At 62.1% G+C, this 17,717-nt stretch carries 24 protein-coding genes and 1 other RNA gene; 11 read left to right on the forward strand and 14 right to left on the reverse strand.

Annotated features, from left to right (window positions below):
• Positions 1–33: 33 nt before the first annotated feature.
• Positions 34–657, reverse strand: coding sequence for a superoxide dismutase (locus tag NDO55_RS03675; RefSeq protein WP_252112526.1), 624 nt, complete (start codon positions 655–657; stop codon positions 34–36).
• 110 nt (positions 658–767) lie between these two features.
• Positions 768–1,844 carry a phage shock protein operon transcriptional activator gene (gene pspF / locus NDO55_RS03680; protein WP_252112528.1) on the reverse strand — a complete coding sequence of 359 codons (1,077 nt, stop codon included), beginning with the start codon at positions 1,842–1,844 and terminating at the stop codon, positions 768–770.
• Positions 1,845–1,997: 153 nt separating this feature from the next.
• On the opposite strand from pspF, the gene pspA reads away from it, so the two are divergent.
• From pspA to NDO55_RS03715, 7 genes are read left to right on the forward strand one after another with little or no spacing between them, the layout of a single operon-like run.
• On the forward strand, positions 1,998–2,666 hold the full coding sequence (gene pspA, locus NDO55_RS03685; RefSeq protein ID WP_252112530.1) for a phage shock protein PspA: 669 nt from the start codon (positions 1,998–2,000) through the stop codon (positions 2,664–2,666).
• Positions 2,667–2,702: 36 nt separating this feature from the next.
• On the forward strand, positions 2,703–3,032 hold the full coding sequence (pspB, locus tag NDO55_RS03690) for an envelope stress response membrane protein PspB (protein ID WP_252115525.1): 330 nt from the start codon (positions 2,703–2,705) through the stop codon (positions 3,030–3,032).
• Positions 3,032–3,421 (forward strand): envelope stress response membrane protein PspC, encoded by a 390-nt coding sequence (gene pspC / locus NDO55_RS03695; RefSeq protein ID WP_252112532.1) that lies wholly within the window; start codon positions 3,032–3,034, stop codon positions 3,419–3,421. Before pspB ends, pspC begins: the two co-directional genes overlap by 1 nt.
• 12 nt (positions 3,422–3,433) lie before the next feature.
• Positions 3,434–3,736 carry a hypothetical protein gene (locus NDO55_RS03700; RefSeq protein WP_252112534.1) on the forward strand — a complete coding sequence of 101 codons (303 nt, stop codon included), beginning with the start codon at positions 3,434–3,436 and terminating at the stop codon, positions 3,734–3,736.
• Positions 3,737–3,769: 33 nt separating this feature from the next.
• Positions 3,770–4,072 carry a hypothetical protein gene (locus tag NDO55_RS03705; RefSeq protein WP_252112536.1) on the forward strand — a complete coding sequence of 101 codons (303 nt, stop codon included), beginning with the start codon at positions 3,770–3,772 and terminating at the stop codon, positions 4,070–4,072.
• On the forward strand, positions 4,072–4,419 hold the full coding sequence (locus NDO55_RS03710) for a hypothetical protein (RefSeq protein ID WP_252112538.1): 348 nt from the start codon (positions 4,072–4,074) through the stop codon (positions 4,417–4,419). The genes NDO55_RS03705 and NDO55_RS03710 overlap by 1 nt, the downstream gene beginning before the upstream one ends.
• Positions 4,419–4,652 carry a hypothetical protein gene (locus tag NDO55_RS03715; RefSeq protein ID WP_252112540.1) on the forward strand — a complete coding sequence of 78 codons (234 nt, stop codon included), beginning with the start codon at positions 4,419–4,421 and terminating at the stop codon, positions 4,650–4,652. Before NDO55_RS03710 ends, NDO55_RS03715 begins: the two co-directional genes overlap by 1 nt.
• Here NDO55_RS03715 and NDO55_RS03720 read toward each other — a convergent pair.
• A complete protein-coding gene (locus NDO55_RS03720) occupies positions 4,649–4,996 on the reverse strand; it encodes a phage tail protein (protein ID WP_252112542.1) in 348 nt (115 codons plus the stop codon). The two genes, NDO55_RS03715 and NDO55_RS03720, sit on opposite strands and share 4 nt — an antisense overlap.
• Positions 4,997–5,084: 88 nt before the next feature.
• Between NDO55_RS03720 and NDO55_RS03725 the strand changes: the two genes are divergently transcribed.
• Both NDO55_RS03725 and NDO55_RS03730 read left to right on the forward strand, forming a co-directional pair.
• Positions 5,085–5,492, forward strand: a complete 408-nt coding sequence (locus NDO55_RS03725; protein ID WP_252112544.1) for a SufE family protein — start codon at positions 5,085–5,087, stop codon at positions 5,490–5,492.
• Complete coding sequence (locus NDO55_RS03730) at positions 5,489–5,923, forward strand: PaaI family thioesterase (RefSeq protein WP_252112545.1); 435 nt, start codon at positions 5,489–5,491, stop codon at positions 5,921–5,923. Before NDO55_RS03725 ends, NDO55_RS03730 begins: the two co-directional genes overlap by 4 nt.
• Here NDO55_RS03730 and NDO55_RS03735 read toward each other — a convergent pair.
• The 9 genes from NDO55_RS03735 to NDO55_RS03775 form a co-directional block, all read right to left on the reverse strand.
• Positions 5,920–6,459, reverse strand: coding sequence for a J domain-containing protein (locus NDO55_RS03735; RefSeq protein ID WP_252112547.1), 540 nt, complete (start codon positions 6,457–6,459; stop codon positions 5,920–5,922). The two genes, NDO55_RS03730 and NDO55_RS03735, sit on opposite strands and share 4 nt — an antisense overlap.
• A gap of 59 nt (positions 6,460–6,518) precedes the next feature.
• Positions 6,519–6,874: RNase P RNA component class A (gene rnpB / locus NDO55_RS03740), an RNA gene on the reverse strand.
• Positions 6,875–6,891: 17 nt separating this feature from the next.
• A complete protein-coding gene (locus NDO55_RS03745) occupies positions 6,892–7,575 on the reverse strand; it encodes an N-acetylmuramoyl-L-alanine amidase (protein WP_252112549.1) in 684 nt (227 codons plus the stop codon).
• Between the two features lie 33 nt (positions 7,576–7,608).
• Positions 7,609–8,460 (reverse strand): CheR family methyltransferase, encoded by an 852-nt coding sequence (locus NDO55_RS03750; protein WP_252112551.1) that lies wholly within the window; start codon positions 8,458–8,460, stop codon positions 7,609–7,611.
• Positions 8,460–9,563, reverse strand: coding sequence for a chemotaxis-specific protein-glutamate methyltransferase CheB (gene cheB, locus NDO55_RS03755; RefSeq protein WP_252112553.1), 1,104 nt, complete (start codon positions 9,561–9,563; stop codon positions 8,460–8,462). Before cheB ends, NDO55_RS03750 begins: the two co-directional genes overlap by 1 nt.
• An 11-nt stretch (positions 9,564–9,574) precedes the next feature.
• Positions 9,575–9,940 carry a response regulator gene (locus NDO55_RS03760; protein ID WP_252112555.1) on the reverse strand — a complete coding sequence of 122 codons (366 nt, stop codon included), beginning with the start codon at positions 9,938–9,940 and terminating at the stop codon, positions 9,575–9,577.
• A 63-nt stretch (positions 9,941–10,003) separates the two neighbouring features.
• Positions 10,004–10,450 (reverse strand): chemotaxis protein CheW, encoded by a 447-nt coding sequence (locus tag NDO55_RS03765; RefSeq protein WP_252112557.1) that lies wholly within the window; start codon positions 10,448–10,450, stop codon positions 10,004–10,006.
• A 2-nt stretch (positions 10,451–10,452) separates the two neighbouring features.
• Positions 10,453–12,813: a chemotaxis protein CheA gene (locus NDO55_RS03770; RefSeq protein ID WP_252112559.1), complete on the reverse strand. Its 2,361-nt coding sequence runs from the start codon at positions 12,811–12,813 to the stop codon at positions 10,453–10,455.
• 90 nt (positions 12,814–12,903) lie between these two features.
• Complete coding sequence (locus tag NDO55_RS03775) at positions 12,904–13,533, reverse strand: histidine phosphotransferase family protein (RefSeq protein ID WP_252112561.1); 630 nt, start codon at positions 13,531–13,533, stop codon at positions 12,904–12,906.
• 93 nt (positions 13,534–13,626) lie between these two features.
• Between NDO55_RS03775 and NDO55_RS03780 the strand changes: the two genes are divergently transcribed.
• Together NDO55_RS03780 and rpoH are read left to right on the forward strand one after the other, a co-directional pair.
• Positions 13,627–14,574 carry an RluA family pseudouridine synthase gene (locus NDO55_RS03780; protein WP_252112563.1) on the forward strand — a complete coding sequence of 316 codons (948 nt, stop codon included), beginning with the start codon at positions 13,627–13,629 and terminating at the stop codon, positions 14,572–14,574.
• 67 nt (positions 14,575–14,641) lie between these two features.
• Positions 14,642–15,556 (forward strand): RNA polymerase sigma factor RpoH, encoded by a 915-nt coding sequence (rpoH, locus tag NDO55_RS03785; RefSeq protein ID WP_252112565.1) that lies wholly within the window; start codon positions 14,642–14,644, stop codon positions 15,554–15,556.
• Positions 15,557–15,559: 3 nt separating this feature from the next.
• Here rpoH and NDO55_RS03790 read toward each other — a convergent pair whose 3' ends face one another.
• Positions 15,560–16,348: a TIGR01459 family HAD-type hydrolase gene (locus NDO55_RS03790; RefSeq protein WP_252112567.1), complete on the reverse strand. Its 789-nt coding sequence runs from the start codon at positions 16,346–16,348 to the stop codon at positions 15,560–15,562.
• Entirely contained in the window at positions 16,345–17,658 is a 1,314-nt protein-coding gene (locus tag NDO55_RS03795; protein WP_252112569.1) for a dicarboxylate/amino acid:cation symporter, read from the reverse strand. The genes NDO55_RS03790 and NDO55_RS03795 overlap by 4 nt, the downstream gene beginning before the upstream one ends.
• Positions 17,659–17,717 lie beyond the last annotated feature (59 nt).

Raw genomic sequence — 17,717 nt, forward strand, 5'->3', positions numbered from 1 at the left:
CCACCGCCCTATTCCGTCTACTTGGCGAAGGGCCTAGCCGAGCTGGTCGGCGCGCTGCGTCCCGTGGCCGTCCAGGTTTTCGCTGACGAAATCCCAGTTAACGATGTTGTGCAGCACGCTCTTCAGATAGTCGGGGCGCGCATTGCGATAGTCGATGTAATAAGCGTGCTCCCAGACATCGACGGTGAAGAGCGGGGTCATGCCATGCGCGACCGGCGTATCGGCGTCGTGCAGCGAGGTCACCTCAAGCTTGCCATTGTTGAGGATGAGCCAACCCCAACCCGACGCGAAGTGATTGGCGCTCTCATTCTGCAGCGCTTCTAGGAGCTTGTCGGTCGAACCGAAGTCGCTGTCGATCATCGCCTGCAGTTTTTCCGAAGGCTTGGTCGAGCCTTCGGGCGCAAGGCCATGCCAGAAGAAGGTATGGTTCCAGATCTGCGCCGAATTGTTGAACAGGCCCTTGTCGCCCGCCTCGTGCGCACGCTTGATGACCGTGGTGAGGTTGGCGCCTTCCAGGCCTTTCTCGCCCAGCATGCCATTGGTTTTCTGGACATAGGCATTGTGATGCTTGCCATGGTGATAATCGAGCGTTTCCGCCGACATGTGATCGCCCAGCGCGTCCTTGGCGAAAGGCAGGTCGGGAAGTTCAAAGGCCATGAAGGGAGCTCCTGTTGGAAATGATGGTTCACCGCGCCAACGCGCGGGCCGCGCTGGCGTTGCATGGGGATCGTTTAAGCGGCGCAACGGCCGCTGTCAGCCCTCGCTTTTCAGCTTTTGGGGTCAGCGTTGAGCTTGAGGCGCTTCATCGCGTGGCGCAGCTGATCGTAGCTGAGGCCCAGCGCTTCGGCGGTCGCGCGCTGATTGTAACGCGCGCGCTCCAGCGCATCGCTGATCAGAGCCTTTTCATATTCGGTTACCGCAGCCTTGAAATCGTCTGTCGGCGGCGCCGCAGTCACTGCCTGCGCCGCGGCCTCTTCCACGGTTGAAACCTCTTCGCCAGCCACCTGCTCAACCGGTGCCGCAACATCGCCGGCCGTGGCAGTGCCACCACCGCCGCCCTGCATCAGGGCCCAGGGCGATTTGAACGGATCGAAGTTGATCGTGGAAACGGGGCGCTCGGGATCTTCGGCGCGATAGACGGCGCGTTCGACGACGTTGCGAAGCTCGCGCACATTGCCGGGCCAGCCATATTTTTCGAGGCGGGCAATCGCCTTTTTGTCGAAGCCGGGCCAGTTGGGCCAATCGAGCTCGACCGCCATGCGCCGCCCGAAATGTTCGGCCAGTAGCGCTATGTCCCCCTCGCGAGCGCGAAGCGGCGGCAGCGTCACCACCTCGAACGACAGGCGATCGAGAAGGTCGGCGCGAAATTTACCCTTGGCGACGAGGCTCGGAAGATGCTCGTTGGTTGCCGCTACGATGCGCACGTCCACGCTGATGGGCTTCGACGCACCGATACGCGTGACCTCGCCATATTCGACAGTGCGAAGCAGCCGATCCTGCGCAGCCGAGGACAGCGTCGCCAGTTCGTCGAGAAAGAGCGTGCCGCCATCGGCTTCCTCGAAGCGGCCGGCGCGGGTTTTCGAGGCACCGGTGAAGCTGCCGGCCTCATGGCCGAACAACTCAGCCTCGATCAGGTTTTCGGGAAGCGCCGCGCAGTTCATCGTCACCAGCGGCCCGGACCAACGGGTCGACAGGCGATGCAAGCGCTCGGCAATGAGTTCCTTGCCGGTACCGCGCTCTCCGATCACCAATACAGGACGGTCGAGCGGTGCCGCGCGCGAGGCGCGTTCGACCGCATCGAGAAAGGCCAGCGACTGCCCGACAAATTGATTTGCCCGCTCCATGCTCGCCATGTGGTGGAAAATCCCACCATTTGGCAAGATGTTTCATACCGCCATTGGTCGAAAAGCAGTGCATTTTTGACTGTTTCGGGAATATGACGGTTTTGGCACGTTTCTCGCATATGTTGGTGTGATTGACTGTTTTGGGAGTAATCTATGGCTATCTTTTCCCGTGTCAGGGACATTTTTGCGGCCAACATGACCGAACTTCTGGACCGCGCCGAAGATCCGGCGCGCATGATCCGGATGATCATTCTCGAGATGGAAGAAACCCTCGTCGAGGTTCGTGCCTCCGCCGCCCGCTCGATTGCCGACGGCAAGGAAATGCGCCGCGCCCTCACCCGCCTCGAAAAGCTGCAGGACAGCTGGACCGAGAAGGCTGAACTCGCACTGAGCAAGGACCGCGAGGATCTCGCCAAGCAGGCGCTGATCGAGCGCCAGAAAGCGGCCGACATGGCCGACGGCCTGCGCGAGGAAATCGACCAGATCGACGAAACGCTGAAAACCTACGAGGCCGACATCGCCAAATTGCAGGCCAAGCTGCGCGAGGCACGCTCGCGCCAGAATGCCATCGCCAACCGGCTGGAAAGCGCAATGACGCGGGCCAAGGCGCGCGAACTGCTCAATGGCGAGCGCACCAACGATGCATTCTCGCGCTTCGAAAGCCTTGAACGCCGCGCCGACCTTGCCGAAGGCCAGGCCGATGCGCTGGGCCTGTCCGGCCCCAAGAGCCTCGAAGAAGAAATTGCCGAGTTGAAATCGTCCGAAAAGGTCGATGCCGAACTCGAGGCCATGAAGGCCGCACTGAAAAAGAAAAGCAGCTAATCCGCGCCACGGGACGACGGATCAAAGGGGATAATGATGGGTGACGAATTCATTGGTTTTTTCGCTATTTTCGCGATCTTCATCGGCCTGCCTTGGCTGATCTTCCACTATGTGACGAAGTGGAAATCCCAGACCAGCCTTACCGAACCTGACGAGCGCCTGCTCGACGAACTGCACGATCTCGCGCGCCGTCTCGACGATCGCATCCAGACGATCGAGCGGATCATGAGCGCCGAGGACCCGGACTGGAAGCGCCGTTCGATCGCCTACAATCCGGTAGACGATCGCGATGAAAGCCTGCTCGGCCGCGCTGACGATCTGCTCGCCGAACATGAAGCGCTCCTCTCGCGCCGCAAGGAGAAGTGATGATGGCCAACGAACCTCGCCAAACCAAATTCTACAAGGACAAGCGCAACGGTCAGATCATGGGCGTGTGCGCGGGCCTCGCCGACTATACCGGCGTCGACGTCACGCTGATGCGGATCATGGTCGCCTTCGCCATCTTCATGTCGGGCGGCAGCGCGCTATTGCTCTATCTCATCGCGGGGATCGTTGCACAGAATCGGCCCGCCGACCTCACCTATAGCGACGAGGAAGACGAGAAGTTCTGGCGCGGTGTGCGCGTCTCGCCGAAGAAATCGGCCCGCCGCATCAACTCGCAATTTCGCGAACTCGATCGTCGCCTGGCCGATATCGAGAGTTATGTGACCAACGAAAACCGCGTTCTGGCTCGCCAGATCGACGAGCTTCGCTAGGGGAGATCAGTCATGGGCGGTGATGAAGTTTTCGCACTTTTGATCGTGGTGGGCATCCCATGCCTGCTCACCTTTTTCATCCTCAATCGGGTATTCGACTACAAGAAGCACCAGCTCGAGGTGCAGGCTGGCAACGCGGCTGAGAAAGCAGCACAATATGCGGTCGACAACAAGGACCTTGAGCAACGTGTACGCGTGCTCGAAAAAATCGTCACCGATGGCGGCGCCGTGACTGCAGCGCAGATCGAAGCGCTGCGCGATTTACCCGAAGAGCGGCTCAACCGCCAGCTCGAGGATCTCAAGAGCAAGGCCTGATCACGGCGCATTTGAACAGGGGTAACAAGACGGATGGGCACATTCGAATTCATCATCGCGATCATCGTTGTTACGTCGGTCGGGACATGGCTTAGCAATTGGCAACGCGCCAAATATGGTTATCCCATCACCGATGAATTCGGCAACGAAGTGCGCCGCGAGGAAGGAACGCGTGCCGAAGCGCATGAAGCCCGTATTGAAGCACTCGAAAAGCGCATCCGAGTTCTCGAACGTATCGCTACCGATCGCGGCGGCCAGACTGCCGACCAAATCGAGGCGCTTCGCGACCTCGACGATCTGAATACCATCGAAGCCGGCAAGCGGGAGAAAATCTGATGCAAGGCGGTGTCATCATCATGATCATCACGATCGTCTTCCTGTCCGTAGGCGGCTGGTACGCGCTCGAAGCCTGGAAGGTGAAGCACGGCTATCCGACGCTCGATGAGAATGGGAATCCGGTCCTGCCCCATGACAGCGGCAAGATGCTCGAACTCAAGCAGGAAAACGACGCCCTGCGAGACCAGCTCGAAAAGGTTTACGACCGCATCGAGACGCTTGAGCGCATCGTCACCGACAAGCCCTCGCGCCTTGCCGAGGAAATCGATAAGCTGGCCGCATTGCCGCCCCGGCCCAACACGCCCGAGCCGGACCTTCAAGCTTCGGTCGACAAGGAGAAAAAGTAATGGATCCCTTCACGATGGTTGTGGCCATTGTATTGATTGCCACCATCGGGAACGTCTTGCGCGAGCGTGCCAAGGCGAAGGGCAGTGCGCCCACCGCGCTGGAAGACGGGGAAGCCCGCGCGCTGCGCGAGGAAGTCACCATGCTGCGTGACCGTGTCAAAGTCCTCGAACGCATTGCGGTCGAGAAGAATGACACGCTCACCCAGCAGATCGAGGAACTGCGAGATCGCTAGCTGCGCGAGGGGAAAATCCCTTGCGTCGCGATGCAGGTGATCGGCTGAGCGCGACGGCGCGGCCGGTCGTCATCCCCGCGGCGTGTTTGGCGATCAAGATCAGGCACCGCGAATGTCGTGCGCCCATCGCCGCCATACATCGTCCCCAAGAGCGAAAATAGCGCCTGGTTCTGCGCAATCGCCAGAAGCTTGCCGTCGGCCACGGTCCAACCACGCGGACAGAAATTGCCTCCGAACTCCATGATTTCCCCCAAGAAGGGATCGGGACCGGCATGGGCTTGTTGCGGTGTCGCCAGCGTGAAAGCCACGGCAACTGCGGCGGAAATAGCAGTCAGTTTGATCATCTTGGCCCCTCTTCTTTGGGTTGAGAGTCCAGTCTACGCCCCATCTTCCCGATTGCCAGCCCCCGCCCCTGCGAGCTAGGGCGATCCCATGTCTCTACCCGCACTTTCCGACATCCAGGACGAATATGAGTTTCTCGACAGCGAGGATCGGTATCGCCTGCTGATCGATCTCGGTCGCAAGCTCGAGCCGATGCCCGATGCGTTGAAAACCGACGCCACCAAGGTGCGCGGCTGCTCGGCGAGCGTCTGGGTCTATCCGACACAGGATGGCGACAAGCTCCACTTCCTCGCCGACAGCAACGCCGCCATCACCAAGGGCGTGGTCGCATTGGTCCTCGCAGCCGTGCAGAACAAGCCGGCGGCCGATGTCGCACAAACCGACATCACCGCCGCGCTCGAACCTTTCGACCTTACCAACGAACTTTCCTCGAACCGCACCCAGGGCGTACCCAACATGATTGCGCTGGTGCGAGAGACGGCCGAGCGGCTCAAGTGAGCGATCCCGACCTCCGCGACGTCTTCGATATCAAGAAGATGCTCGAGCTTGCGGGCACGGTCGGTCACGGCAAGGCGGTTGGCTATGCCTATGAAGATCATGGCGACGACTGGGTCGCGATGCGGCTCGATCCGCATGAAAGGCTGGTCGGTGTCGAGGAGAAAGGCATTCTTGCCTCGGGCGCCATCGTCAGCTTGCTCGATGCGTGCGGCGGCGGCGCGGTGTGGAACCGCCTCGGCGCATTCCGCCCGATCGCGACCATCGACCTCAGGATCGACTATCTGCGTCCGGCGACGCTCGAGACGCCCGTGATCGCGCGTTGTGAATGCTACAAGCTCACCAAGTCAGTGGCCTTCGTTCGAGGCAATGCATCGCTGGAAGGCGGGGAAGAGCTCGCCAACGTGGCGGGCACCTATATCGTCAAACCCTAGCTACCGAGCGCGAGGCGACGGTCTTCGGCCGACTTGAGCACATCGTAGGCAGCCTTGACCTTCTGGAACTCGGCTGCCGCCTCTTCGTCACCCGGATTGACGTCGGGATGCAGTTCCTTGGCGCGGGCGCGATAGACCTTGCGCACCTCGGCAAAGTCGACGTCCGGCTCAAGGCCGAACAGGTCGAGCGCGCGCATTTCCTCGCGGCTGCGGTTGCCATCGCCGGGGCCGGCCCATTGGTAATGGGCGGATTGGCGAAAGCCCGACGCATCGCGCGCTTCTTCGGCCGCGCGCTTCTTGGCGTCTTCCTTGGTCAGGCCTTGGAAATAGTCCCAATTCTTATTGTATTCGGCGGCATGCTTTTCGCAGAAATACCAGCGTTCGGGGCTGTTCGGGGACTTGGGTGCGGGGCGGTCGCCTACCTCGCTGCAATCGACGCGATCGCAAAGGCGGACCTTGGCGGCCTCCTTGCCCTTGTCGCCATAGGGGCGCCAGCGGGGAAAACCCCAATCGTCGGATCGTTTTGCGCGTGGCATGGGACCTACCTAGGCGAGGCTTGAGACGGATACTACCCCCGCCAAAGGGCGGCGGCGAAAGGGCCAGGGGATCTGTAAGCCGGGTTCTGTCCACCCTATAAGGGATGGGCGACCATTCATCTGGGATGCGGGTCGCCCCGCATCTCTAGCAACCAACCCGGGCGACGGGCCGGAAAGAGCCCATATGCCGCCCCTATTCGGTCTTGCTCCCGGTGGGGTTTGCCGTGCCGCTTCCGTTGCCGGTCGCGCGGTGCGCTCTTGCCGCACCCGTTCGCCCTTACCGACCCGAAGATCGGCGGATCGCTTTCTGTGGCACTGTCCCTGACCCAAAAGGGCCGCCGGGCGTTACCCGGCACCGTCTTTCCATGGAGCCCGGACTTTCCTCGGCAAAAGCCGCGGCCGCCCGATCCCCTGACCGGCAGGCGATATGGTCTATTGGGGGCGCGGCAGCAAGAGGGCCAGCAATTTGGCCCTGCACTCGCCGTCGATGATCCCGTCGATCATGTCGGGGCGAAAGCGGCGCTGGAAGGCGATGACTGCTTTTTCGCTGTCGGTCACATCATAGCCGAAACGCTCCAATGCCAGCATGAAGCCGGCATCGGTCCAGAAGGGATCCATGAGGTCGCGCGTCGGGCTCGGTAGAGCGAGACGCCGCTTGGCGAGCTCCCACCAAGGAAACAGCTCGCCCGGGTCTTCCTTGCGCGTCGGGGCGATGTCCGAATGGCCGACGATATTCCCGCGGCTGATACCATGCCGGTTCTTGATGTCAGCGAGCAACGGAATGAGCGAGGCGATCTGTTCGTCCGGAAATTCGCGATAGCCGAATTCGTGACCCGGATTGACCAGTTCGATCCCGACGCTCGCCGAATTGATGTCGGTGATCCCGCGCCAATAGCTCTTGCCCGCATGCCAGGCGCGCCGCTCCTCGTCGACAAGGGCGTAGGTCGTGCCATCCTCGTCGATACAATAATGAGCGGAAACGCCGCCTTCCTCGCTCGTCATCTTGTCGAGCGCAGCTTCGGCCGTCGGCATGCCGGTATAGTGCAGCACGATGATCGAGACGGGCAATTGCCGCTCGTTATGATTGGGCGAAGGGCGCTCGATCATGTCCAGCATGCCCGATGTAAGGCACTGGAAAGCGTAGGTTCGTCAAGCCCTGGCGGCGCGTCGGTCGGCTTCGGGCGAGGCAATTGTGCGATAAATGCCACGCATGTTGCGGTCCGCCGCAAAGCGATCGGTCTGGCCGATCACCGTCTCCCCGGCACCGAGCAGCAGGCCGCCATCCTCATCGAGCACATCAGCGAACTTGGCGAAGGCTTCGCCGCGCCGCTCGCTGCAGAAATAGAGCAGGACGTTGCGGCAAAGAATGAGGTCGAAGGTCTGCGGCCGCGGCGGGGCCTCGAACAGATTATGCTGTTCAAAGCGGATCATCTTCCGCAGCGCATCGGAAACGTGCCAGCCATCATCCTTTTCATCGAACCAGCGGATGGTTTGCTGGATGCCCAGCCCGCGCTGGACTTCGAAATGGGTGAAGACGCCCTGCTTGCCCTTCTCGATGACGTGGTTCGACACGTCGGTGGCGACGATTTCAATATCCCAGCCTGCCCATTTGAGCGGGTCCTCGGCAAAGATCATGGCCAGCGAATAGGGCTCCTGCCCGGTCGAGCAGCCTGCCGACCAGATGCGCAGGCGCTTCTTGTCGGCGCGGGCCTCGCGCAGCGCCGGGAGAAAATCGCGCGCGATCATGTCGAAGGGCGAACGATCGCGGAAGAAATAGGTCTCGTTGTTGAGCAAGGCCTCGACCACATGGTCGGCAAGGTTGGGATCCTTGTTCATCACCAACTGGGTGATGAGCTCGTCGATGCTGGCAATGCCGCGCTCGCGCATGACCGACGACAGCGCCGTCTCGATGCGCCAGCGACGGCTCATCGTCAGCTGCTGCCCGGTGCGGGCTTCGAGCAGGCCGGCCAGAATGCGGCTGGAGGAATCGCTAATCGCCATCAAACGCTGTCCACTCGTTTTCCGACCCAGCGCGCCAAGTCGCCGGGCGACCCTAGGCGGCAGGCAAGGCCGGCTTCAAAAATACTGCGCGGCATGCCCCAGACCGCGCTCGATGCTTCGTCTTGTGCCATCACGCTGCCGCCGCACGCGACGAGACGCTGCGCACCTGCCGTGCCGTCGCGGCCCATGCCGGTCAGCACGATGGCGAGCGCCCGCTCACCGCAGGCTTCGGCTGCGCTGGCGAACATGGGATCGACCGAGGGCAGACAATTGGTCGGGACTTTACCTTCGGTGAGCGCGGCCATCAGGCCATGCTTGGTCGCCTTGATTTCAAGGTGCTGTTCGCCCGGCGCGACATAGATGCGATCGGCAAGCAGCGGATGCCCGTCCTCGGCGACATGGGCCGGACGGCGACCGAATTGCGAAAGCTGGCGCGCGAAGACCGGCATGAAGGCGCCTGGAAGATGCTGCGTGACGCAGATTGGAACGCCGACCTTGGCCGGAAGCGCATCGAGGAATGCCGCCAGCGCATGGATACCGCCGGTCGACGAGCCGACCATAAGGACATCGAACTCGCCGCCATTATCATCGCGAAGCGCCGCCAGTTGCGACGGCGGCGGTGCGGGCGGAACCGGAATGGTCGATTTCGGGACCGCGCCCGATTTGGCGAGTGCGCGCAGCTTGCCCAGCAGGACTTCGGTGAAGGTCCCGCCGAAACGCCCCGTCCCGGGCTTGGGCAACGTGTCGGATGCGCCCATGGCCAGCGCGGAGACGGTGGCCTCGGCGCCTTCTTCGGCCAGCGAAGAGCAGACCAGCACCTGCGCACCGCGGGATACTTCGATGATTTCGGGAAGTTTCTTGAGACCGCCCTCACCCGGCATTTCGAGGTCGAGGAGGACGATATCGGTGTCGACTTGCCCGAGCGTCTCGATCGCGGCTTCGGCGGTCGGTGCCTCGGCAACGACACGGAAGCGCGGCTCGGTCTCGATCATCCGCGTCAGCACGGCGCGCGCGACGGTCGAATCATCGACCACCATCACCCGCACGGTTTTGGCGTTGTCCGGACTATTCTGCCGGTTCTCTGAGGCGAGCACCCCGGCCATGAGGGGCGCCCTTAGGCGACGCCGACGAGCTGGAGTTTGACGTGCAGCGTCTCGCGGTCGAACGGCTTCATGACATATTCGTCAGCACCCGCTTCGAGCGCAGCACGGATGTGCGCCATGTCATTTTCCGTCGTGCAGAAGACGACCTTGGGCTGGTCGGTATGGCCGCCGGTGCGGAGCAGCTTCAGGAATTCCATGCCGCTCATGACCGGCATGTTCCAGTCGAGCAGGACGACATCGGGCATTTCCTCTTCGCAGCGCGAGAGAGCTTCCTTGCCGTCGCCGGCCTCTTCCACCTTGAAATCGAGCGTTTCGAGGATGTGGCGGGCGACCTTGCGGATCACCTTGCTGTCATCGACAATCAAACAGGTCTTCATCGGGTTTGCCCTTTACGTGTCTCGGTTCGATACATTCACTAGACGAAAAGTGGTAACAGGCGGTTAAGCAGCCGCGCGGTCGTCCTCATCCGCGCCCGCAATCAATTTTTCGATGTCCACCAGCAGCAGCGGACCCTCGGGGGTCTCGACCATGCCGCGGGCAACGCGCTCCCAGCCCTTGCCCATGGCGGCGCGTACCGGCTTGGGTTCGGAGCCGCTTTCGATCACGTCTTCGACGGTATCGACGCTGAGCGCATAATGGTGGCTTTCGATCTCGACCACGGCCGCCTCATGAATGCTGCCATCGGAGAAATCGGTTTCGCCAAGGCCGAGCGCGCGCTTGCAGTCGATCACCGTCAGCACGCGGCTCCGCAGCGCCGACAGGCCGGCAATGTGGTGCGGCGCACGCGGCACCGGGCTCAGCGCTTCAAGCTCGATAACGGACTCGATTTCGCTGGCATCGAGAGCAACGCGGCTGTCGCCGATGGTGACGATCAGAAGAAGGTCCATGCTTATTCTCCCCCCGCGGCGGCCTTGAGGGCCATAATCAGCCCCGCACGGTCGTAGCGGTAGATGCTGTCATCGCTGCCCTCGGGCGTACGGCGCAGGCGAAGGACGCGACCTTTCTCGTCCGTTTTGGCCTTGGCTCCATCCTCGGCGCTGGCGATGACGAGATCGGCCGCCTCTGCAGCGTCAGTCGACGCGTCGACGACGCGATAGCCTGCAGCCTCGACGATCGGACGCATCATGTTGCGCATCCAGGGATCGTCGGTCGGCAAAGCACAGACAAGGTTGGCCTTGCGGCCCGTCTGCTCGCCAAGATGATGCGCGAACAGCCAATGCGCATCGACCATTTCGGCCGGCTCTTCGCCAACCAGGCTGACGCCCGACACCGCACCCTGGCCCGAGGCCGGGATGAGATCGTGGCTCAGCGTCTGGATGTCGATCACCTGGTCGAAGGCGTAGCCCATTTCCTGTTCGCCGTCGGAAAGGCGGAAAACGCGAACCGTCGGACGTTCGCCTAGCATTTCTTTCGCCTCGAGCCCTGCCAGCGGCAGGATCGTCTCGCCCAGCTGGACGCGAAGCGCGCCGGCGCTCTCGCTGATCTGGCTGGCCGCGACATCCTCGATGCGATCGACATTGCCGAGGCGGATGACACGGCGTTCGCCGCCCAACGCGCGGAACAGCAGCAATTCGACGGCATCGTCATTGGCAGCAACCTTGTCCTCGACGATGCGGGTCGAGCGGTCCTGCTTCTCGAGCTTCACACCGCCAACCTGCGCAAGGCCCGCGGGATCGAACAGGAGGATGGGGCTGCCATCATCGGCAAGCGTCGTGCCGGCATAGAGCCCGGTCGCCATCACTGCCGGTGCGGCCGGTTTTACGACAAGTTCTTCATGATCGTGGATCTGGTCGACCGCGAGCGCGAAGACGTCGCCGCCAGCGGGACGGAGTACAACAAGCGTGCGCTGTTCATCGGTCATGGCGCTGTCGAGGCCTAGCACGTCTGCCAGTGCGATTTCGGGGACGCGTCGACCACGGATGGTCGCGATGCCTGCGCCGCCGACACGCTCGAGCGTGACGCTCGAACCATTGGCGCGAACGATTTCCTCGATCGAGCTGCGCGGAATGGCGAAATTCTGCTCGCCGATGGACACGGTCAACGCAGGAATGATGGTCAGGGTGAGCGGAACACGCAGCGTCATGCGGGTGCCCTCGCCGGGCTTGGAATCCACCTCGACGATGCCGCCGATCCGCTCGATGTTGGAGCGAACCACGTCCATCCCGACACCGCGGCCCGAAATGCTGGTCACCGACTTGGCTGTCGACAGGCCCGCCTCGAAGATGAGCGACAGCTTCTCGCTATGGCTCAATTCCTTGGCTGCCTTCTTGTCGATCACGCCATTGGCGATGGCTTTCTCGACGAGGCGGTCGCCGTCGATGCCCTTTCCGTCATCGGCAATGTCGATGAGGATCTGGTTGCCCGACTGGCGCGCCGAGACGTTGAGCAAGCCGATTTCGCGCTTGCCGGCAGCCAGGCGATCAGCCGGTGCTTCAATGCCATGGTCGACCGCATTGCGAATGATGTGCGTGAGCGGATCGCGGATCATTTCGATCATTTCGCGATCCAATTCGACGTCCCCGCCATCGACATCGACCATGACCTGCTTTTCCAGTTCGGCCGACAGGTCTCGCACCATGCGCGGCAGGGCCACGAAGAGGTTCTCGATACGCTGCATGCGGGTGCGCGTGATGCTGTCGCGCATTTCGGCGATGATGGCGGAAAGGCGTTCGAAAGCGCCGTCGACACCCACATCCTCCTGGCTTTCGCGCAGGCGACGGGCGAGTTCGTTGCGGGCCAATACCATGTCCGACACGCCCGACATCACACGGTCGAGCAGTTCGACCGAAAGGCGGATTGTACGCGGCGCGACGGTCGGTGCGGCGGCACCGCTTTCGTCCTTTTGCACGGGTTCGGCTTCGACCACGACGTCGGGCGCTGCGACTTCGCCGTCCAGCGCAGCGATCAACGAACTATCATCGCCATCGGGCAGCTTTTCGCCGCGGTCGATAATCTCGATCACCTCGCCGATGCGGTCGATGATGGCGAGCACCGCACTCACCAGCGCAACATCGGGCTGGCGACGGCCTGCACGCACGTCGGCGAGCGCATCTTCGGCGGCATGGCTCAGCGCTTCCAGGCGCGGAAAATCGAAGAAGCCGCAATTGCCCTTTACCGTGTGGACAAAGCGGAAAATGTTATCGAGCCGGGCGCGGTCCTGCGGCTCGGCCTCCCAGGCGACGATTTCGCCGCCAAGGCTTTCGAGCATTTCGCGGCTTTCCGCGACAAAATCGGCAATCAGATCGTCCATATTCGGTCCATGGCCTGACTAAGCTGAGTTAGGTTCAGCTCCGGTCATGCCCGATATGGGTTAATGCGGCGTTAGCGATGCGCGGCTTTTTTAGCCCGCGAGCGTGGCCCCGATGACGATCATCGTCTCGGCCGGCGAATTGGTCTGGATCGACCCGCCCTGCCCCGCCGCCAGCTTGCGCGCCAGGATCGCGCCAGCTGCACGCGGCTCGGTCGACCCATTTTCGTCGGTCAGCGCTGAGACGATATTGGGATCGATCATCAGGCGCGGTCCCTCGGCACGGATGACCAGTTCGATCTGGCCATTGGCCTGCTCTGCCCCGACCGCCAGCTTGCCGCCGCGCACGAGCCCGTCACCAGCGATCATGGCGAGATTGAGCAGCAGCTTGACCGCGTCCTTCGGCAGCTTGGGCGCATCGACCATCCAGTCGAGATCGATCTTCTTTTCTTCGCCGAACACACCCTCGAGCGCGGCCTTGGCTTCGCTCGTGTCGATTTCGGCGCCAAATCCGCCCGCAGCACCGAAGGCCAGCCTGAAGAATTTGAGGCGATTGGCCGTCGCAGCCGCGCTGTCGCCGAGCAATTCGATCACCTGCTCGCGCATCTGCGGGTCGTTTTCGTCGGCCAGCAACTCCAAGCCATTATTGAGCGCCCCAACCGGGCTCATCAGGTCGTGACACAGGCGACTGCACAGCAAGGCGGCGAATTCTTGATCGTTCATGCGCCCTTGGATGGCCGTGCAATGGCCCCTACGCAACCCCCGTTCTGGTCCGACATCTTGAACCTGCCGCGCGCCTCCCCCATTTCGGCGGTCATGGGGGGACAGGTCCACGATATTGCGCTCGAAGAGCGTCACAAGGGCTGGCGGCTCGACCGCGCGGTGACCGACGTCATGGCGTCACTCTCGCGCGAGCGCATCAAGGGACTGATCTCCGAAGGCGGCCTTACCCAAGACGGCGAGCCACGACGCGATCCGGCCACCAAGGTCAAGGGCACCGAACGCTTCACGCTGACCGTGCCGGAACCGCGCCCGCATCATGCCGTCCCGCAGGATATCCCGCTCGATATCGTTCACGAGGACGATCACCTGCTGGTCGTCAACAAACCGGCCGGGCTGGTCGTCCATCCCGCCGCCGGCAATCCGGACGGGACGCTCGTCAACGCGCTGCTGCATCATTGCGCCGGGAAGTTGTCGGGGATCGGCGGCGTTGCGCGCCCCGGCATCGTCCACCGCATCGACAAGGATACGTCAGGCCTGCTCGTCGTCGCCAAGACCGACAAGGCGCATGAGGGCCTTGCCAAGCAATTTGCCGCCCATTCGATCGACCGCCGCTATCTCGCCGTCGCATCCGGCATGATGCTGTCAGGCGAAGGGCGGATCGAAGCAAGTTTGGCGCGAAGCCCGCAAAACCGCAAGAAAATGGCCGTCGTGCCCGATGGAAAAGGCAAGCATGCTGTAACCCACTGGCGCAAGCTAACGAACCTGAAAGATGCGGCGCTTATCGAATGCCGCCTCGAAACCGGCCGAACCCACCAGGTCCGCGTCCACTTGGCCCATATCGGGCATGCACTGGTTGGCGACCCGGTCTACGGACGGATCAAAAAGACTCATCGGGAGTTATTGAAACAACTAGATTTTTCTCGTCAGGCACTTCACGCGACACGGCTTGGATTCATCCACCCTGCAACAGGTGACCGTTTGTCGTTCGAGCGACCCCTTCCGTCGGATATGGCGGAACTGGTGGATGCTCTTGGAGTATAGTCAAAAAGTGCCTATATTGATCGATCACGCCAAGCTGCGCCGACCGGCGTAGCGCAAAGGAGCAAGAATGGCCCGCAGCGCTGCCCTCTCTATCCCCTCGACCGGGGGCGAAAATGGTCTCAACCGCTATCTTGCGGAGATCAAGAAATTCCCGATCCTCGAGCCCGAGGAAGAGTTCATGCTCGCCAAACGCTGGAAAGAGCATGGCGATACCGATGCTGCTGCGCAGCTCGTCAACTCGCACCTGCGCCTCGTCGCCAAGATCGCCATGGGCTATCGCGGCTATGGCCTGCCCGTGTCGGAGCTGATTTCCGAGGGTAATATCGGCCTGATGCAGGGCGTGAAGAAATTCGAGCCCGATAAAGGATTCCGCCTCGCCACTTATGCGATGTGGTGGATCCGCGCCTCGATGCAGGAATTCATTCTGCGCTCGTGGAGCCTCGTGAAGATGGGCACCACTGCCGCGCAGAAGAAGCTGTTCTTCAACCTGCGTCGCATGAAGAACCAGATCGACGCCTTCGAGGATGGCGACCTCAAGCCCGAGGACGTCACCAAGATCGCGACCGAGCTGGGCGTGACCGAGGACGAAGTCGTCTCGATGAACCGCCGTATGGCGCGTGGCGGCGATACCAGCCTCAACGCCCCGATGCGTGGTGCCGACGATGAAGGCGACAGCCAGTGGATGGACTTGCTCCATTCGGAAGAGCCGCTGCAGGACGAAATCGTCGCCGATGAGGAAGAGCGTCAGGTGCGCCACGAACTCCTCATGGCCGCGATGGACGCCCTGAACGATCGCGAGAAGCATATCCTGACCGAACGTCGCCTGACGGAGAATCCGAAGACTCTCGAGGATCTCAGCCAGGTCTATGGCGTCAGCCGCGAACGCATTCGTCAGATCGAAGTGCGCGCGTTCGAGAAATTGCAGGCTGCCCTGGTCAAGATGGCCGAGGAACAGCGTTATCTGGTCGACGACGCCGCCTAGCCGCTAAAGACCTTCAACCGACATGATGGGGCGCCAGTTTTCGAACTCGGCGCCCCATTCATATTCAGCGCCTTCCTGGATACCGCCACGCACCAAAACGCCGTCGATCCCGACGCGCTTGGCACCATACATGTCGGTCATCGGGCCATCGCCGACCATCACGACCTCATCGTGCGGCGGATCCCCCGCAAGGGCGAGCGCATGACGGAAAATCGGCAAATGCGGCTTGCCGTAAAACTGCACGCGCCCGCCCCGCGCCTTGAACTCATCGGCTAGCGCACCTGCACAAACCAGTCGCTGTCCCTGATGGACCACGATCCGGTCGGGGTTGAGGCAATGGACGAGCAAATCCTGTTCGAGCCAGGCCTGTAGCTCTTCCTCATATTCCGTCACCTCGTAGCGATATTCGTCGAGCCCGGTGAGCGCGATCTCCTCGATCGCCTCGCCCCTCGCGGCAATATCGACGCCATGGGCGACAAGGTCGTCATAATCGTCGCGCGTGCCGGCAAAGCCGACCTTGCGCGGCGGATGCGTCAGCGCCTCGATCCCCGCTTGGCCGCTCGACGTCAGGCCGTGCCAGAGGTCTCGCGACAGGCCCATCGCTTCCAATTCGCGCTCGACCCGGTCGGCTGGACGCGGCGCATTGGTGAGGATGACGACCTTGCGCCCCTCCTCCGCCCAACGCTCGAACCGCCGAGCGACGCCGGGAAAGAGCGAGCCGCCATCATGGATCACACCCCAGACATCACACAGGATCGTGCGATAGCTATGGGGCAGGTCGTCGAGGGTCATGTGGTCCGGGCTTGCAGGTCCGACAATTCCTCATCCTCGCCCTCGCCGCGGCTGACGATGGTCGCCGCAGCAAGGTCGCCGGTGACGTTCAGGGTCGTACGGCACATGTCGAGCAGGCGATCGACGCCAAGGACGATGCCGATACCTTCAGGCGGCACCCCGACCATCGCGAGGATCAGCGCGACCACGGGCAGCGAGCCCGCAGGCACACCCGCCGTCCCGATACCGCCGAGGATACACATCAGCAGCACGATGAATTGCTGCCCGATCGTCAGGTCGACACCGAAGAATTGCGCGAGGAAGAGCACCGTCACGCCTTCGAACAAGGCGGTCCCGTTCTGGTTGGCGGTCGCCCCGATGGTCAGGACGAAACGCGCCGGCGCACGCGGCAGCTTGAGATTTTCGTCGGCCACCTTGAGCGCGTAAGGAAGCGTGGCATTCGAGCTGGCGGTCGAGAAGGCGATCAGCATCGCTTCCTTGACGTTCTTGAAGAACCAGACCGGGCTGACGCCGCCCAGAACGCGCAACACGATCGGATAGACCACGAACATGTGCACACACAAAGCGCCCACGACGACCAGCACGTAGACCAGCAAGCGCAGCAGGATGTCCCAACCGAACGCGCTAGCAAGGTTGAACATGAAACAGGCGATGGCGATCGGCGCGAGGCGGATCACCCACATGATGAGCTTCATGGTGACGTGGAAGACGCCTTCGATGCCCTTCTGGAGGATTTCGGCTTCCTTGCTGTCGGTGAACAGCAGGCCGATGCCGAAGAACAGGGCAAAGAACATCACCGCGAGGATGTCGTTGGCGCTCATCGCAGAGAAGACGTTGGACGGGATGATCGCCAGCACGGCATCGAGCCCGCTGGGCGTTTCCGCGTTACGCTGCAGGATCGCCCCTGCACTGTCGGCCGCATCCGCCAGCAATCCTTCGGCGACCGCACGATCGACGCCCGCGCCCGGCTGGAAGACGTTCGCCGCCACCAGCGCAATGACGACCGCGATGCTCGACAGGAGGATGGTGAGCCCCAACGTCTTGAGGCCGACGCGCTTCAGCGACCGGGCATCGCCCATTTCGGCAATGCCGACCACCAGCGCAGAGAAGAGCAACGGGATGACCAGCATGAAGAGCAGGCGCAGGAAGACCGAGCCGATGAAGCTGGCAACATCGCTGACGGTGTCCACCCAGCCCGCATCCTGCGCGGTCATGTAGACGGCAAGACCCGCCGTCAGACCGACGAGAAAGCCGATCAGCATCTGCCACTGGAGCGGGATCCCGCCCTTCTTGGCCATCAGGTCATCCATGGAAATTCATCCCCCAAATTCATGTTCGCGCGGGACCATCCCCGCCAGCGCGGACAAGG

The sequence above is a fragment of the Sphingomicrobium sediminis genome (assembly GCF_023805295.1).
In the GTDB taxonomy this organism is placed as follows: Bacteria; Pseudomonadota; Alphaproteobacteria; order Sphingomonadales; family Sphingomonadaceae; genus Sphingomicrobium; species Sphingomicrobium sediminis.

What these genes read in the sequence shown, in the direction of transcription:
- NDO55_RS03710 (WP_252112538.1), top strand. Translation starts at nt 4,072, where the DNA reads ATGCAAGGCGGTGTCATCATCATGATCATCACGATCGTCTTCCTGTCC.
- NDO55_RS03770 (WP_252112559.1), bottom strand. Translation starts at nt 12,813, where the DNA reads ATGGACGATCTGATTGCCGATTTTGTCGCGGAAAGCCGCGAAATGCTC.
- pspF (WP_252112528.1), bottom strand. Translation starts at nt 1,844, where the DNA reads ATGGAGCGGGCAAATCAATTTGTCGGGCAGTCGCTGGCCTTTCTCGAT.
- NDO55_RS03780 (WP_252112563.1), top strand. Translation starts at nt 13,627, where the DNA reads ATGGGGGGACAGGTCCACGATATTGCGCTCGAAGAGCGTCACAAGGGC.
- NDO55_RS03790 (WP_252112567.1), bottom strand. Translation starts at nt 16,348, where the DNA reads ATGACCCTCGACGACCTGCCCCATAGCTATCGCACGATCCTGTGTGAT.
- NDO55_RS03675 (WP_252112526.1), bottom strand. Translation starts at nt 657, where the DNA reads ATGGCCTTTGAACTTCCCGACCTGCCTTTCGCCAAGGACGCGCTGGGC.
- NDO55_RS03745 (WP_252112549.1), bottom strand. Translation starts at nt 7,575, where the DNA reads ATGCTGGACATGATCGAGCGCCCTTCGCCCAATCATAACGAGCGGCAA.
- NDO55_RS03760 (WP_252112555.1), bottom strand. Translation starts at nt 9,940, where the DNA reads ATGAAGACCTGTTTGATTGTCGATGACAGCAAGGTGATCCGCAAGGTC.
- rpoH (WP_252112565.1), top strand. Translation starts at nt 14,642, where the DNA reads ATGGCCCGCAGCGCTGCCCTCTCTATCCCCTCGACCGGGGGCGAAAAT.
- NDO55_RS03720 (WP_252112542.1), bottom strand. Translation starts at nt 4,996, where the DNA reads ATGATCAAACTGACTGCTATTTCCGCCGCAGTTGCCGTGGCTTTCACG.
- pspC (WP_252112532.1), top strand. Translation starts at nt 3,032, where the DNA reads ATGATGGCCAACGAACCTCGCCAAACCAAATTCTACAAGGACAAGCGC.
- pspA (WP_252112530.1), top strand. Translation starts at nt 1,998, where the DNA reads ATGGCTATCTTTTCCCGTGTCAGGGACATTTTTGCGGCCAACATGACC.
- pspB (WP_252115525.1), top strand. Translation starts at nt 2,703, where the DNA reads ATGGGTGACGAATTCATTGGTTTTTTCGCTATTTTCGCGATCTTCATC.
- NDO55_RS03700 (WP_252112534.1), top strand. Translation starts at nt 3,434, where the DNA reads ATGGGCGGTGATGAAGTTTTCGCACTTTTGATCGTGGTGGGCATCCCA.
- NDO55_RS03775 (WP_252112561.1), bottom strand. Translation starts at nt 13,533, where the DNA reads ATGAACGATCAAGAATTCGCCGCCTTGCTGTGCAGTCGCCTGTGTCAC.
- NDO55_RS03725 (WP_252112544.1), top strand. Translation starts at nt 5,085, where the DNA reads ATGTCTCTACCCGCACTTTCCGACATCCAGGACGAATATGAGTTTCTC.
- NDO55_RS03715 (WP_252112540.1), top strand. Translation starts at nt 4,419, where the DNA reads ATGGATCCCTTCACGATGGTTGTGGCCATTGTATTGATTGCCACCATC.
- cheB (WP_252112553.1), bottom strand. Translation starts at nt 9,563, where the DNA reads ATGGCCGGGGTGCTCGCCTCAGAGAACCGGCAGAATAGTCCGGACAAC.
- NDO55_RS03750 (WP_252112551.1), bottom strand. Translation starts at nt 8,460, where the DNA reads ATGGCGATTAGCGATTCCTCCAGCCGCATTCTGGCCGGCCTGCTCGAA.
- NDO55_RS03795 (WP_252112569.1), bottom strand. Translation starts at nt 17,658, where the DNA reads ATGGATGACCTGATGGCCAAGAAGGGCGGGATCCCGCTCCAGTGGCAG.
- NDO55_RS03765 (WP_252112557.1), bottom strand. Translation starts at nt 10,450, where the DNA reads ATGGACCTTCTTCTGATCGTCACCATCGGCGACAGCCGCGTTGCTCTC.
- NDO55_RS03705 (WP_252112536.1), top strand. Translation starts at nt 3,770, where the DNA reads ATGGGCACATTCGAATTCATCATCGCGATCATCGTTGTTACGTCGGTC.
- NDO55_RS03735 (WP_252112547.1), bottom strand. Translation starts at nt 6,459, where the DNA reads ATGCCACGCGCAAAACGATCCGACGATTGGGGTTTTCCCCGCTGGCGC.